Consider the following 15,667-nt stretch of genomic DNA (forward strand, 5'->3'; position numbering starts at 1 on the left):
GGTTAGATTTTCAACTTGATTTTTTGTCCCGGGGCGATGTCCGGATTCAGAAAATCCATCGGGTTCGTACTTAAAATCTGTACGACTTCAGCTTCATTTCCCTTCATTTCGACTAACAGCGGCACACCGGCATAGTCTACCTGTTCATGCGCGCTTTGCTCTCTTTCCTGACCGTAAACGACTTCTTGAGGCATGACGGTATAAAGGATCATTGAATCATCATTCCTTCCTCGCCCTTTCGTTCTTCAATCAGCTGATTCAGCTTTTTTATCGCCTGTCCGACGCCGCCGACGGCATCAATTAATCCGTAATCAGCCGCATCTTTTCCGACTACGTTCGTTCCGATGTCCCTGGTCAGGTTTCCTTTTGAAAACATCAGTTCTTTGAATTTTTCTTCGGAAATATTTGAATGATGGGTCACAAAGTTGACGACCCGCTCCTGCATTTTGTCCAAGTATTCAAATGTTTGCGGAACCCCGATAACCAGACCTGTAAGCCGAACGGGGTGAATGGTCATAGTCGCTGTTTCCGCGATAAAACTATGATCACATGACACGGCGATCGGCACACCTATCGAGTGTCCCCCGCCGAGTACGATTGAAACGGTCGGTTTTGACAAAGATGCGAGCATCTCTGCAATCGCAAGCCCCGCTTCCACATCACCGCCGACGGTGTTTAAGATAATCAGAAGTCCTTCAATTTTCGGATTTTGCTCAATGGCGACGATTTGCGGAATGACGTGTTCATATTTGGTTGTTTTATTTTGCGGCGGCAGCTGGACATGCCCCTCAATTTGGCCGATGATTGTCAGACAGTGAATATTGGTATCTTGCGACATTTGCGGCAGAGATGTCTCTCCCAGCTGCTGAATTTTGCTCATAATGCTGTCTTTCGCATCTGATTTTTCGGGCTGCTGTTCTTCGGTGTTTTCCATACGATGATCCATTTTATCTTCACCCTTTCCGAATGTCTCTTTGTATTATGAACAAAGAAGCGGGTTTCCATCCGGGAGATGAACAAAAACAAAGCCGGAGCATCATGTGCGCTCCGGCTTTTGTGTACATTATACTTCCATAATGATCGGAATGATCATCGGTTTGCGTTTTGTTTTTTCATAAAGGAATTGGTTCAGCGCATCGCGCATGGCTTGTTTCAGCGTGGACCATTCTACGGCGGATGTTTCCGTCGCTTCTGTCACGATTGACCGGACGAGCTCAGTAGCTTGTACAATTAAGCCTTCTGATTCTCTGACATATACGAAACCGCGCGTAATGATTTCAGGACCCGATACGAGGTTCTTTTTCTGCTTATCAAGCGTAATCACGACAATGAGAATGCCGTCTTGTGACAATAAGCGGCGGTCTCGCAGCACGATGTTGCCGATGTCACCGACACCTAGGCCGTCAATCAGAACGTTTCCGTACGTGACTTTATCCCCGATTTTCACATTCTGGCCGCGGAATTCAACGACGTCGCCTTTTTCAATTAAGAAAATGTCGCTGCGTTTCATGCCGATTTCTTCAGCGATTTTGGAATGCGCTTTTTGCATTCTGAATTCACCGTTAACCGGAATTAAATATTTCGGTTTTAACAAATTAAGCATGAGTTTTAATTCTTCCTGCGAACCGTGACCGGACACATGCACGCGTTTTTGGGCGAAAATAACTTGAGCCCCGGCGCGGACAAGCTGGTTGACGGTTTTGGAATATACCAATTCATGTCCCGGAATCGGTGTTGATGCAATGACAACGGTATCTCCTTCTTCAATGTTAAGCTGCTTGTGCGCCTGCTTGGCCATCCGCGTAAGAGCGGCTAACGGCTCACCATGGCTTCCGGCTGTAACAATTGCCACTTCCCGTTTCGGATATTTTTTCACATCCTGCACCGGAATGAACAATTCATCTTCTGCTTCAATATAGCCGAGCTTGCGCGCAAGCTGAAGCACGTTTTGCAGATTTTTTCCGGCGATTGCGAGTTTGCGGCCGTTCTGGGCGGCAGCCTGAATCACTTGCTGAATCCGGTTGATATTAGACGCGAATACGGCAACGATGACGCGGTTGTCTGAATTGTACATCGCATCGGAAATTTCACCGCTTACATGTGCTTCTGACGGAGTATATCCCGGGCGCTCCGCATTGGCGCTGTCAGAAAGCAGGGCAAGCACACCGCCGTTTCCGATTTTGGCGATTTCGCCGATATCACATGATTGGTGATAAGCAGGCGTCTGGTCAAATTTGAAGTCTCCCGTGCATACAATAGAGCCAAGTGATGTTTTAAAGCTGACTCCCACTGAATCCGGAATGCTGTGGATCGTTTTAAAGAACGATACTTTTGTTGATTCAAATGTAATGACTGATTTGGAGTGAACTTCACGCAAATCAGCTTTTCGATTATGCCCGTACTGCTTGAGTTTTTCTCTCAGCAAAGCAAGCGTTAGCTTCGTTCCGTATACCGGCACCGACAGCTTGTTCAATAAATAAAAGACGCCTCCGATGTTTTCATCGTGTCCGTGTGTCAGAAAAATGGCCTTCACGCGGTCAGCCCGTTCTACCAAGTAAGAAATATCCGGAATCACGACATCAATACCGAGCATTTCATTTTCAGGGTGCATGAGCCCCGCGTCTACTACAAATATGTCCGAGTCAATTTCAATGACATATAGGTTCTTCCCAATTTCTCCGACACCGCCAAGGGCGATAATTCTGACGTTTTCTGTATTTTTCTTTTTCAAAATCTGTATCCTCCTAGTCTCATACCCGTCCATCATCACTTGTTCCTATTATAACTGATATCAATTTTAGAAAACAAGAAGAAGCGGAAGGTTTAGGGAAAACCAATATGTAGACAAAACGGTCAAACTCACGATAAAAATGAGAATGACCGCGTATTTTAACTGTATAAATTTTTTCTTACAGTTCGCTGATGACGCTGCTCAGGCTCAGGCGTTCATCTTCATTCAGCGGAATAAGAGGAAGACGCACAGATCCGACATCAAGGCCTTTCAGCTGAAGCGCCGTTTTGACGGGAGCCGGATTAGGCGCTTTAAAGAGCTCCTTCATGATCGGGAGAAGCTTCTGATGAATCAGTGCCGCGGTTGCCGTCTGCCCGTTTGTATAGTTTTTAATCATTTGCTGCATGTCAGAACCTACAATATGGCTGGCCACTGACACGACTCCTCTTCCGCCGACCGCAAGAATAGGAAGGGTTAACCCGTCATCACCTGAATAGACGTAAAAATCTTCCGGTGTTTCGGCGATGATTTTCGTAATCGCGTCAAGATCACCGCTCGCTTCTTTAATCGCAGAGATATTCGGAATCTCCGCAAGTCTGATGGCCGTTTCCGGCGCAAGCGAAGCGACCGTTCTGCCCGGCACGTTGTAAAGCATAACAGGAAGAGACGTTTCTTCAGCTATGGCTTTAAAATGACGGTACATGCCCTCTTGGGAAGGCTTATTATAATAAGGCGTGACAAGCATAACGCAATCGACGCCGGCTTCTTCAGCTTTTTTTGTCAGTTTGATGGAGTCTTTCGTATTGTTGCTTCCCGTACCCGCAATAACAGGCACGCGTCCGTTCACTTCTTTGACTGTAAATTCAAAGAGTGCAATCTTTTCTTCAGTTGAAAGTGTCGGAGATTCGCCGGTCGTCCCTGCGACGACTAAAGAATCCGTGCCGTTTTTCAACAAATAGTCGATTAATGTAGACAGTTTTTGAAAGTCTACATTCCCTTTACTGTCAAAAGGGGTAATCATCGCTGTAGAAATATTTCCGACATTCATTTTTTTCACCTCATCATGATTCAATCACATTTACTTTGAAAGTTCAAACACTTCATGCAGCGCATTTACGGCCGTTACCATATCTTTTTCATGAACGAGCACCCAGATTGTCGTATGGCTGTCGGCGGATTGCAGAATCGGAATGCCTTTATCTGAAAGTGCGGAGACGATTTTTGACGTAACACCCGGCACACCCATTATTCCGGCACCGACCGCTGACACTTTCGCACAGCTTTCCGTCACTGTCGGTTCATAGCCTAATTCGGCCAAAATGCTGCGCGCGGCTTCCGTTTTACTGCCTGATACGGTATAAACGATTTCACTCGGCGTAATGTTAAAGAAATCTACGCTGATGCCGGCGTTCGCCATTGCTTTAAAGACTTCTGTCTGAACATTGTATTGCCCCATTTTGGCGGGAACTTTAAATTGCGTTACGTCTTTTACATGAGCGATTCCCGTGATCAGCCGTTCGAACACATCGCTGCCGACGTTAGACGAATGATGGGACGTCACCAGAGTTCCTTTGTCTTTTGAATAAGTCGAGCGCACGCGGATCGGCACCTTTGCCTGCATGGCGATTTCCACCGCGCGCGGATGAATGACTTTCGCGCCCTGATAGGCAAGGTTGCAGATTTCCGTATATGTGACATTCGGAAGCGGCTTAGCATTTTCCACGATTCTCGGATCAGCTGTCATGACGCCTTCCACGTCCGTAAAAATGTCGATAAACTCAGCATCAACCGCCGCGCCGAGCGCCGCTGCTGATGTATCGCTACCTCCTCTGCCGATCGTCGTCGTGTCGCCTTTTTCAGTCGCTCCCTGAAATCCTGCCACAACGACGGCTTCATGGCTGGCGAGTGTCGCGAACAGCCGCTCTGTTTTCATTTCTATAATTTTGGCGTCAGTATGCTGGGCATTGGTTAAAAAGCCAGCTTGGGCTCCTGTTAAAGCTGCGGCTTTTATGCCGTTTTCCTTCAGCATGCTGGTAAAAACAACAGACGAAATCGTTTCTCCGCAAGACAGAAGCATATCCTGCTCTCTAGGAGAAATGTCGGACTGGCTGCCGTAAAGAAGCCCGATCAAAGAATCCGTCGCGTACGGGTCTCCTTTTCTTCCCATCGCCGATACGACAACAACAACTTTATATCCTTCACTGATGGCATCTTTAATGTGTGCTAACGCAAGCTTGCGGCCTTTGTCATCTTTTACGGATGTTCCGCCGAATTTTTGAACAATGATTTTCACTATTTTCACTCCAAATTAGTCTGACGTAACAGAAGAGAGCAGGCAGAGCCATACTCTCTTCTGTTCGCCTATAGAAAATACGTTTGTTTTATACGAGGTTCAGTTTTTGCAGGCTTTCCGCAATTTGAACTGAGTTCCAAGCGGCGCCTTTTAACAGGTTATCAGAAACAACCCACAAATGAAAACCGTTTGCTCTATCCAAATCTTTACGGATTCTTCCTACAAATACATCCCGTTTGCCGACGCAATCAGCAGGCATCGGGTAAAGCTGCTCCGCCGGATCATCCTGAAGCGTAACACCCGGAGCCTCTTTTAAAAGCTGTTTAATGTCTTCTGCGGTTGCGTCATCACGGTCAAGCTCAATGTAAACAGATTCTGAGTGTCCTGTTTCAATCGGCAGTCTGACACATGTCGCAGCCACTTCCAGCTTCGGCATATGCATGATTTTTTTCGTTTCATTAATCATTTTCATTTCCTCAAACGTGTAGCCGTTATCTTGGAATTTATCAATTTGCGGAATGGCGTTAAAAGCGATTTGATAATGCTTTTTGTCCCCTTTAACCGGCATAATGGACGGTTCTGCAGGCTCATTGTTTAAAATCGCCTTCGTCTGGCTGTACAGTTCTTTCGCCGCTTCATTGCCGGCTCCGGACACAGCTTGGTAAGTAGATACAATGACTTTTTGCAAGCCGTATGCTTTGCGGATCGGTTCAAGCGCCGCCACCATCTGAATCGTTGAACAGTTAGGGTTGGCGATAATGCCGTTATGTTTATGCAGATCACCTTCGTTCACCTCAGGCACTACAAGCGGTGTATTTTCATCCATGCGGAATGCGCTGGTATTGTCAATTACGATGGCTCCCCGTTTTACAGCCTCAGGCGCCAGGCTTTGTGATACGCTCCCGCCGGCGCTGAATAATGCGATATGAACGCCTTCGAAGCTTTCCGGAACAGCTTCCTGCACCGTATACTCTTCGCCTTTAAACGTTACTTTCGTACCAGCAGAACGCTTTGAGGATAGTAGTGTGAGTGTTTCGATTTCAAAGTTTCTGTCTTCCAATGTTTTCAGCATTTGCTGCCCTACGGCTCCCGTCGCTCCGACAACTGCTACGTGTAATCCTCTTCCCATCTGTAAAACTCCTTCCGCCAATTAAGCATCATTTGTTGAATTGACTTTGCATTTTACGTTTTATTTTACCATAGAATAGTCACGGATTGACCGAATTTTTTTATTCCGGAATGATTTTATGTGTCTTGATTTTTTATTACTGATGCTGTACAAGCACAGGCTGAACCTGCTGATGCAAAAGCGCTTTTTCTACCGTAATCGGAAGGAGATCCATTCTGGCGACAAGAGATGTCGGTTTTCTCACGTGGTCATCCTGGCCGAACGGGATGAAAAATATGTTTTTTGCGGACATCAGCCTCATTAAATTCGTCCCGTTTAAACCGAGGCCGTCATTTGTCGAAATTCCGAGCACGACCGGGCGGCTGTTGCGGATCGTGGCTTTCGCAGCCATAAGGACGGGGCTGTCAGTCATCGCATTTGCGAGTTTGCTCATTGAGTTTCCGGTTAAGGGGGCGATGACCATGCAGTCGAGCGGAAGTTTCGGCCCGAGAGGCTCCGCTTTTACGATGGAATCAATTACCTCAAAACCTGTTGCTTCTTCAATTTTTCTGATCCAATCTCCCCCCTCTCCAAAGCGCGTATCGGTCGATTGGACGGTCGACGTCACAATCGGCCGGACTTCAGCCCCTTGACTGACAAGTGCTTCTATTTGCGGAAAAACCTCCTCATATGTGCAATGCGAGCCGGTTAATCCGAATCCGATTCTTTTCCCATTCAGAGACATGGCTAATTCCCCTCTTTCTTTAAGTCTGCCAAAAGCTTGCTCAATACGTTCGCAATAATCTGTCCGGCTGTTTTCGGAGCCACAATTCCCGGAAGCCCCGGAGCAAGCAGCGCTTTAATGCCCTGTTTTTCAGCATATTTGAAATCCGTTCCGCCCGGACGGGATGCTAAATCTAAAATCAAGGTCTTCGGCGTCATGCGCGATAAAACGCTTTGATTCAGAATCAGACTCGGTACGGTGTTAATACAAATATCAATATCATTTACATGATCAGTAAGTTCTTCAATTTGAAAAGGAGAAAGCCCCATTTCCGATATACGGGCCAAATGAGCCGAACTCCGCGCGCCCACTTTTACCTTCGCTCCCAATGCTGCAAACGTCCGGGCGATCGTCATACCGGTGCGCCCCATGCCGAGAACGGCGACATTTGACCCGTGAATGGTATAATCCGTATGCTGAATCGCCATCATGATTGTCCCTTCAACTGTGGGAATCGAGTTGAATATCGCGATGTCATCTCGCTCAAATAATTTAACAAGCTTGCGGCCGGCTTCGCTGGCGATGCCCTCAAGGTATGCATTAGAGATGCCTGAATAAATCACGCAATGCTCCGGTGTCTGCTCAAGATAGCTCTGCTTTAATACCACTTCTTCATTTGAAAAAACCGTTGAGACAATGCCTTCTCCGGTCGTTGCCGATACAGGCAGGATGATACTGTCTATTTTCGGAAATGGAATCTCATCAATTTTACATTTGACGGTTCCTGTAAAACCGTCATCCAATTGGTCAAATCCTGCAAGATAAATATCAGCATGCTGTTCTGTCAGCTTCCTTATAATCTCAAGCTGTCTTGCGTCACCGCCAATAATCGCAATTGTCAATCCGGTTAACATTTGAAACGTTCACCTTCTTTACAGTTACTGGATCTTTTAAGTGTCATCCTCCTCATCATCGTATGTGCAAAGAGAAAGGGCGGTGAATGTACAGCGTCTTTTTCATAAAAAAAGCACCGGCTGTTTTAGCCGGTGCTTGCAAAAAATGAATAGTCTACTCTTCAGGAGGAGTGATCTCCCCGGGAACGTCTAAAATGATCATGTCTGACCCGATTTTTTGAATATGGTTCCAGGGGACACGGATGTCGTGGCCTTGTTTTCGCAATCCGAACCATTTCACCGTCGGGATCAACAGCGCGGTAATTTGCCCGTCCTGTTCATTAATTTCCAAATCAGTCTGGCCGAGCACGCCGAGCCGCTCCGCCCGTTTAATGTCTACAATTTCTTTACCTGACAGTTCACTGAGCCTCATGATAGCCACCCCCTTGTACTATATGATTCCGGGCAAAAAAAAATGCCTGCCCCTTAGAGAGGCAGACTTCCCGTTTAAGATGAGGCCGGCATATTTCCGGTCGGACTGATGAGCGATAATGCGTAATCATCCGTAAATAACCGGCGGCTGAGACCGTTGACGCTTTCCAGGCTGACTGCATTTAATTCAGCGATAATTTCATCCATCGTCTTATGCTTTCTGAGCAGAAGTTCGTTTTTCCCGTTCCGGCTCATTTTGCTGTTTGTGCTTTCTAAGCTGAGCATTAAACTTCCCTTCATTTGCTCTTTGCTGTTTTCCAGTTCTTTCGGGGTAATGCCGTCACGTTTTAACACCGATAACGTTTCTTGAATGGTTTCAGACAGAAGATCGAGCTGATTGGCGCCGGTGCCTCCGTAAATCGTCAGCATACCGCTGTCTTCATAAGAACTGTGATAGCTGTATACAGAATAAGCCAGTCCTTTATCTTCACGCACATCCTGGAAAAGACGGCTGCTCATGCTCCCGCCCAGCACGTTGTTTAAAACGATTAAATCGTAAACATCCGGATCTCCGACTTTCAGACCTTTGAAACCAAGGCAGAGGTGCGCCTGTTCAGTGTCTTTTTTTCTGGTGAGCTTTTCATAATGAAACTCAGGCTCGCTGATGCCGCTAGCTTTGCCCTTCGCTTCGTATGTACCGAACCATTTCTCCACGTCTTTAATGAATTGTTCCGTAACATTTCCGGCGACAGAAATGACGACGCGGTCCGGTGTGTAAAAGTCATCCATATGCTGTCTGAGAGAATCGCCGTTAAACGATGAAAGGGTTTCCTCCGTCCCGAGAATCGGGTAGCCGAGCGAATGATTGCCGTATGTCGCTTTGCTCAGCAGATCGTGGACAATGTCGTCCGGCGCGTCTTCGTACATTTTGATTTCTTCATATACGACGTTCTTTTCTTTTTTGAGTTCATCTTCGTCAAAAGCAGAATGAAAGAACATATCAGCAAGCACATCAAGTGCGTAGTTGGCATGCTCATCCAGCACTTTGGCGTAATAACACGTATATTCTTTTGAAGTGAAGGCATTCACTTGGCCGCCTATCCGATCGAAGGATTCTGCGATTTCCCGTGCGGACCTGGTATTTGTTCCTTTAAAAAACATATGCTCGAGAAAGTGCGAAATACCGTTTGTATCCGGCGTTTCATGGCGTGATCCCGTTCCGATCCAGACGCCGATTGCCACAGACCGCACCGTTGGATTATTTTCAAGCACAACTCTTACACCGTTTTGGCATGTATAGCGTTTTATCAAGTTTGTTCCTCCTATTCAAAGACAGGCAAACTGCCGCCTGCTACTTCATCAGCCTGTTTTCATCCATTAAGTCAGACACCGAGCCGAGCGCATAGCCTTTTTCTTTGATTTTTGTAATCAGTGTTTCCAGGCTTTTCGCTGTCGGATCAGTCGGATGCATTAAAATCATGGCTCCGTTATGTATTTTGCTCAACACCCTTGTTTGTAAAACAGCCGGAGACGGTTTTTGCCAGTCTATGGTGTCAACGGTCCACATGATGGTGCCCATTCCTTTTTCCGCCGCAAGGTCGACCACGGCTTTTCTGAAGCTGCCGCTTGGCGGCGCAAACCATTTCGGCTTTATGCCGAGCGTCTCGCTGATTTGTGCATTGGTTTTGTCAAGCTGTTCGGAAATGCTTCCTGAAGTCAGTTTGCTCATATCTGGGTGATTGTATGAATGATTTCCGATTTCATGTCCGTCTGCCGCTATTTTTTTCCCAAGTTCCTGATTGTTTTTCAGCCATTTCCCTTCAAGAAAGAAAGTTGCTTTGACCTGATGCTGTTTCAGAATAGGCAGCATTTGCTCCACGTATTCATTTCCCCAGGCGACATTGATCAGGAAAGCGACCATCGGTTTATCGGGATTTCCTTTATAAATGGGTTCGGGCGCAAGAGAATCGAGATGGACTTTCGGTTTTACCTGCTCATAGACAAGATCATCTTCATGAAATTCTCCGTCCTTTTTCATTTGTTTATAGGATTTTTCCACATTGACCTTTAATCCGTTATATCCCGGTATACTCTTCCATATTTTATCAATCCTTGCATCTTGCGGCTTCACTTCATACTCCGGCGCTTTTTGCAGCAATTCCTCATAAAGCGGATCTTTTGATGCTGACACAGTCACTGCATCTTTTTTCATTGCGTCTATGTAATCAACTGTATACGGGTTTTTTATCATTTCAAACGAAACAAAAAAAAGAAATAAAAAAACGGCAAACGGCACGAATTTTTTCAACATGTCCTTCCCCCCTCATCACACATTATGTATGAAGAGGACAAGGTAGAACCAGCTGTTGTCTTTCTCAAAATAAAGAAGCCGGGTCTCCCAGGCTCCTTGTTAGGTTTTCATTTAAGATTGTTGTTGTTCCTGCTCTTTTTCTTTCTCTTCGCGCAGTACTGCTTTACGCGACAGGTTGACACGTCCCTGTTTGTCAATTTCCGTTACCTTCACAAGGATTTCGTCACCGATTTTCACAACATCCTCAACCTTGCCGACCCGTTCGAGCGCAAGTTCAGAGATGTGAACGAGACCGTCTTTTCCGCTGAAGATTTCAACGAAAGCGCCGAATTTTTCAATCCGTTTGACTTTACCGAGGTAAAGCTGGCCGACTTCGACTTCTCTGACAAGATCTTCGATGATTTTTTTCGCTTTTTGGTTGCTGCTTTCATCAGTAGAAGAAATAAAGATGGTGCCGTCTTGTTCAATGTCAATTTTAACACCGGTATCTTCAATGATTTTGTTGATTTGTTTGCCGCTCGGCCCGATAACGTCACGGATTTTATCCGGATTGATTGTCATCGTTAAAATTTTCGGTGCATATTGAGAAAGTTCTTTTCTTGATTCACCAAGCGTGCTGAGCATGCTGTTCAGGATTTCCATTCTTCCTTTTTTCGCCTGCTGAAGCGCTTCTTCAAGGATTTCTCTGGAAAGACCTTCGATTTTAATGTCCATTTGCAGCGCTGTTACGCCTTTTTCCGTACCGGCTACTTTAAAGTCCATGTCACCGAGGGCATCTTCCATTCCTTGAATATCCGTTAATACTGTGTAGTACTCGCCTGATTTCACAAGTCCCATTGCGATACCTGCAACAGGCGCTTTAATCGGAACACCGGCGTCCATCATGGCAAGCGTGCTCGCGCAAATGCTGGCCTGTGAAGTGGAACCGTTTGATTCAAGCACTTCGGATACGAGGCGAACCGTATACGGGAAGTCTTTTTCATTCGGAATGACCGGCTCAAGCGCACGCTCTCCAAGAGCCCCGTGACCGATCTCACGGCGTCCCGGTCCGCGCATCGGGCCTGTCTCCCCTACGCTGAATTGCGGGAAGTTATAATGATGCATAAACCGTTTTGATTCTTCCACGCCTAAACCGTCAAGAATCTGAACGTCGCCAAGAGCGCCTAATGTACATACGCTGAGCGCCTGGGTCTGTCCTCTCGTAAACAGCCCTGAGCCATGCGTTCTCGGCAGAAGGCCGACTTCTGAAGAAAGCGGGCGGATTTGATCGACGCCGCGGCCGTCAGGACGGACTTTTTCTTCTGTGATCAAACGGCGCACTTCGTTTTTCACAAGTTTAGACAGTGTCTGTTTCACTTTTTTGATCGTATCTTCATCGTGCTCTTCTTCTTCAAATTTCGCGACGACTGCATCTTTCACTTTACTGATCGCATCTTCGCGCGCATGCTTTTCATGAACTTGAATGGCGCTGAGCAGATCCGGCTCCGCAAGACTTTTTACTTTTTCGCTGAGCTCTGCGTCAATTTCATACAGTGCGATTTCCGTTTTTTCTTTGCCGACTGCCGCAACAATTTCTTCTTGGAAAGCGATCAGGCGCTTAATTTCTTCGTGGCCGAACATAATCGCTTCAAGCATGATTTCCTCAGGAACTTCATCCGCTCCCGCTTCCACCATGTTGATGGCGTCTTTTGTGCCTGCGACGATAAGGTTAATATCACTTTTTTCAAGCTGGTCAACCGTCGGATTGATGATGAACTCCCCGTCAATGCGGCCTACCGTCACACCCGCAATCGGGCCTTCAAACGGAATATCAGAAACGCAAAGAGCGAGTGATGAACCGAACATTGCAGCCATTTCAGATGAGCAGTTTTGATCGACACTCATGACAATGCTGATGACCTGTACTTCGTTACGGAATCCGTCTGCGAAAAGCGGGCGGATCGGGCGGTCAATCAAACGGCTGGCTAAAACGGCCTTTTCACTCGGACGGCCTTCTCTTTTAATAAAGCCGCCCGGAATTTTACCGACTGCGTATAATCTTTCTTCATAATTAACGGTAAGCGGGAAAAAATCTAGCGGTTTCGGTTCTTTTGATGCGGTTGCTGTGCTGAGCACTGCGGTATCGCCGTAGCGGACCATAACAGCGCCGTTTGCCTGTTTGGCAAGCTGGCCGGTTTCTACTGTAAGCTGTCTGCCGGCCCAATCTATGGTAAAGACATGTTTCTCTTGTCCCATTCGATTACGAGCTCCTCTCTTAATGTGTGAAATAATCAATTACTCCTATTATGAACGAAATGAATTGAACATATCAATGTCAAAGTAGTATGTAAAAGGATTTCATTGTTTTTTTATTATTATTTTTTTCGCTTTAATACGATAAAAAAGCGGGAATCCTCCCGCTTTTTACGATTATCGACGTAAGCCTAGTTTGTTAATTAACTCACGGTAACGAGTTACGTCTTTATTACGCAGATACGTAAGAAGATTACGACGTTTACCTACCATTTTAAGAAGACCGCGACGTGAGTGGTGATCTTTCTTGTGAGTACGTAAATGCTCGTTCAAGTTGTTAATTGAGTCTGTTAGGATAGCGATCTGAACTTCTGGAGATCCAGTATCAGATTCGTGTGTTTTGAACTCACTGATGAGTTGATTTTTACGCTCTTGAGTAATTGCCATCCTGTTTCACCTCCATATCATAATTAGCCCCAGTTACCTAGCAACCGTCGGTGACTTCGGATTGCCAAGCAATGGTTTTAAGACTACGAAACATATGATACTAAAAATCGCGCCCATATGCAAATCTTTTAGAATAAAATTTGTGTACTTTTGATGTTTTTTCCGTTATTTGCTGAAAAAACGGATCGCTTCTTGTTTGTCTTTCTCAATCTGAGCCGTCAGTTCGTCGATGCCGTTAAACTTCCGTTCGCTCCGGATGCGTTTATACCACTCGATTTTAACGTCTTCTCCGTATACATCCTGTTGAAAATCAAATAAATGAACTTCAATTGACGGCTGATCGGGACGCTTTTCATAAAAGGTCGGTTTGTAGCCGATATTGCAGACGCCTTCATACACCCTGCCTTTTATTTCGGCCTTCACGGCATACACGCCTGTCGGCGGCACGATATAACTGTTGTGCAGACCGATATTCGCCGTCGGAAAGCCGATGGTGCGGCCTCTTTTGTCTCCGTGGATCACAGTGCCCCTGATAAAATACGGCTGGCCGAGGAGCGTGTGCGCCAGCTCAACGTCTCCATCCTGCAGCGCTGACCGGATATAAGTGGAGCTGATCTTCCTGTCCTGCTCGGTCTGTTTTTCGACAGTCGTGCATTCGGCCTTGCCGTCTAAATCGTCCGGCAGCGTAGCCATCGTGCCTTTTCCGTATTTTCCGTACGTAAAATCAAAGCCTCCCACCGCGTGCCGGGCGTTCAATCCTAAAATATACTCCTCGGCAAACTGTTTTGGAGAAAGAGCCGCAAACGATTCATCAAACTTTACGATATACAGCACATCAGCGCCTAAACGGCTGATCTGGCTGATTTTATCTTCAAGCGGCGTAATCAGATCCTTTGGCTCTTTGTCTCTGCCCAGAACATGGGAGGGGTGCGGATGAAACGTCATGACGGCAAGCGACAGGTTTTTTTCTTCGGCAATTTGTCTGGCTGTTCCGATTACTTTCCGGTGTCCCAAATGAACGCCGTCAAAGTAGCCGAGGGCCATGACAGACGCCGGCTGCTCTTCTTTTTGTAAATGATGCGGATGAGAAATATGTATCGTCTTCACAGAACGGTCACCTTTTTTCTTATTGTTCGCTTTTTTGCATCAGCACTTTAGCCGGTTTCAGCAGTCCGTGTTTTGAAGGGTGCGGCATATAAATGGCCACACATTCTCCGGCTTCGGTACAGACAGCTATACGGGCGTCAGCTGTCATTGCAGAAAATTCCGCCGGTATGTCAAACACTGACCCGTTTTCAGCTTTCTTAGCTAATGTATCACTTATGACCCATTTCGGCAAATGATTGAGCGCTCTTTCGATAGGCACCGCATGCTCTGCAACCGTGCCGGCTGAAACCTGCTGCTCAAGCTCCTCAAACGTAAAACACTCATCCAGGCTGAAATCGCCGGAAGCGGTGCGGATGAGGTGGGACATATGAGCGGGATAGCCAAGCTTTTCACCGATTGTCACCGCCAATGTTCTGACGTAAGTGCCTTTTGAGCACGTGACTGTGAAACGGAATGACGCTGTATCATCCTTATAAGTGACAGGTGAAGTAAGCGCGATATCCTCAATCGTGATATTCCGCTTCGGCCGCTCCACTTCAATACCGGCTCTGGCATATTCGTAGAGCTTTTTCCCGTTGATCTTTACCGCGGAATACATCGGCGGCACTTGTTCCTGCGGCCCCTTCAGTTCGTCTAAAACAGCTTTGATATCCGCTTCTTTTATCGGCTCCTTGACAGGTTTTACGCTGACGGTTTCCCCCGTCTGGTCTTCAGTCGATGTGGAGAAGCCGAGAGTGATCTCAGCATCGTACGTTTTTGATTTGTCGGTGACGTACTCAACAATCTTTGTGGCCCGTCCGACACAGATCGGCAGTACGCCTGACACTTCCGGATCAAGCGTTCCCGTATGCCCGACTTTCTTTGTTTTTAACAGTTTTCTTATTTTCATTACACAGTCGTGAGAAGTCATGCCGACCGGTTTATGTAAAAGGAGAACTCCGTTAACCATCTGTCTTTCGCTCCTTCGTTATCATTGTATCCCTGTAAAGCGCAGAAAAGAGGACAGACGACAACGCCCATCCTCTTTTCCCGTTATTCAGACGGTTTATCTGAATGCAGTTCGTGAATCAGTGTTTCAATACGGTTGCCGTATTCAATTGATTCATCAAATTCAAATTCAAGCTCTGGCGTTTTGCGGAGTCTGATTCGGCTGCCGATTTCAGAACGGATAAATCCCTTCGCTTTCTCAAGCCCTTTCAGCGCCTCCTCTTTCTTTTTCTCTCCGCCGAGAACGGAGATATACACCTTCGCTATTTGCAAATCACCTGAAACACGTACGTCTGTTACAGTCAGAAATCCGATTCTCGGATCTTTCAGCTTTCGGCTGATAATATCTCCGAGCTCTTTTTTCATCTGTTCGCCGACACGGTTTGCTCTCATACTCAATTC

General features: G+C 46.5%; 16 protein-coding genes. All 16 read right to left on the reverse strand.

Features of this window, described 5'->3' with window-relative positions; all coding sequences use genetic code 11:
• Positions 1-2: 2 nt before the first annotated feature.
• The 16 genes from ACXN9U_RS06180 to rbfA all read right to left on the reverse strand — a co-directional run bounded on the left by ACXN9U_RS06180 (position 3) and on the right by rbfA (position 15,664).
• Positions 3-212 (reverse strand): YlzJ-like family protein, encoded by a 210-nt coding sequence (locus ACXN9U_RS06180; RefSeq protein WP_016936075.1) that lies wholly within the window; start codon positions 210-212, stop codon positions 3-5.
• A complete protein-coding gene (locus tag ACXN9U_RS06185; RefSeq protein WP_047474942.1) occupies positions 209-946 on the reverse strand; it encodes a ClpP family protease in 738 nt (245 codons plus the stop codon). The genes ACXN9U_RS06180 and ACXN9U_RS06185 overlap by 4 nt, the downstream gene beginning before the upstream one ends.
• Positions 947-1,063: 117 nt before the next feature.
• Complete coding sequence (rnjB, locus tag ACXN9U_RS06190; RefSeq protein WP_016936077.1) at positions 1,064-2,731, reverse strand: ribonuclease J2; 1,668 nt, start codon at positions 2,729-2,731, stop codon at positions 1,064-1,066.
• Between the two features lie 178 nt (positions 2,732-2,909).
• A complete protein-coding gene (gene dapA / locus ACXN9U_RS06195) occupies positions 2,910-3,779 on the reverse strand; it encodes a 4-hydroxy-tetrahydrodipicolinate synthase (protein WP_003154166.1) in 870 nt (289 codons plus the stop codon).
• Between the two features lie 30 nt (positions 3,780-3,809).
• Positions 3,810-5,024 carry an aspartate kinase gene (dapG, locus tag ACXN9U_RS06200; protein WP_060962769.1) on the reverse strand — a complete coding sequence of 405 codons (1,215 nt, stop codon included), beginning with the start codon at positions 5,022-5,024 and terminating at the stop codon, positions 3,810-3,812.
• 88 nt (positions 5,025-5,112) lie between these two features.
• Positions 5,113-6,153: an aspartate-semialdehyde dehydrogenase gene (gene asd, locus ACXN9U_RS06205; RefSeq protein ID WP_060962770.1), complete on the reverse strand. Its 1,041-nt coding sequence runs from the start codon at positions 6,151-6,153 to the stop codon at positions 5,113-5,115.
• 136 nt (positions 6,154-6,289) lie between these two features.
• Positions 6,290-6,877, reverse strand: a complete 588-nt coding sequence (gene dpaB, locus ACXN9U_RS06210; protein ID WP_060962771.1) for a dipicolinate synthase subunit B — start codon at positions 6,875-6,877, stop codon at positions 6,290-6,292.
• A 2-nt stretch (positions 6,878-6,879) separates the two neighbouring features.
• Positions 6,880-7,770, reverse strand: coding sequence for a dipicolinic acid synthetase subunit A (gene dpaA / locus ACXN9U_RS06215; RefSeq protein WP_016936081.1), 891 nt, complete (start codon positions 7,768-7,770; stop codon positions 6,880-6,882).
• 154 nt (positions 7,771-7,924) lie between these two features.
• Positions 7,925-8,182 (reverse strand): YlmC/YmxH family sporulation protein, encoded by a 258-nt coding sequence (locus ACXN9U_RS06220; RefSeq protein ID WP_003154176.1) that lies wholly within the window; start codon positions 8,180-8,182, stop codon positions 7,925-7,927.
• A 74-nt stretch (positions 8,183-8,256) separates the two neighbouring features.
• A complete protein-coding gene (locus ACXN9U_RS06225) occupies positions 8,257-9,492 on the reverse strand; it encodes a M16 family metallopeptidase (RefSeq protein WP_016936082.1) in 1,236 nt (411 codons plus the stop codon).
• Positions 9,493-9,532: 40 nt separating this feature from the next.
• The gene (locus ACXN9U_RS06230; RefSeq protein WP_060962772.1) at positions 9,533-10,492 is read right to left on the reverse strand and encodes a polysaccharide deacetylase family protein; all 960 of its coding nucleotides are present in this window, start codon (positions 10,490-10,492) and stop codon (positions 9,533-9,535) included.
• 111 nt (positions 10,493-10,603) lie between these two features.
• Positions 10,604-12,727, reverse strand: a complete 2,124-nt coding sequence (pnp, locus tag ACXN9U_RS06235; RefSeq protein WP_016936084.1) for a polyribonucleotide nucleotidyltransferase — start codon at positions 12,725-12,727, stop codon at positions 10,604-10,606.
• Between the two features lie 174 nt (positions 12,728-12,901).
• The gene (gene rpsO / locus ACXN9U_RS06240; protein ID WP_003154182.1) at positions 12,902-13,171 is read right to left on the reverse strand and encodes a 30S ribosomal protein S15; all 270 of its coding nucleotides are present in this window, start codon (positions 13,169-13,171) and stop codon (positions 12,902-12,904) included.
• A gap of 165 nt (positions 13,172-13,336) precedes the next feature.
• Positions 13,337-14,278 carry a bifunctional riboflavin kinase/FAD synthetase gene (gene ribF / locus ACXN9U_RS06245; protein WP_016936085.1) on the reverse strand — a complete coding sequence of 314 codons (942 nt, stop codon included), beginning with the start codon at positions 14,276-14,278 and terminating at the stop codon, positions 13,337-13,339.
• A gap of 19 nt (positions 14,279-14,297) precedes the next feature.
• Positions 14,298-15,227, reverse strand: coding sequence for a tRNA pseudouridine(55) synthase TruB (gene truB / locus ACXN9U_RS06250; protein ID WP_060962774.1), 930 nt, complete (start codon positions 15,225-15,227; stop codon positions 14,298-14,300).
• 83 nt (positions 15,228-15,310) lie between these two features.
• Positions 15,311-15,664, reverse strand: a complete 354-nt coding sequence (rbfA, locus tag ACXN9U_RS06255; protein WP_003154185.1) for a 30S ribosome-binding factor RbfA — start codon at positions 15,662-15,664, stop codon at positions 15,311-15,313.
• Positions 15,665-15,667: the final 3 nt, after the last annotated feature.

Source organism: Bacillus sp. BACIII (assembly GCF_057836745.1).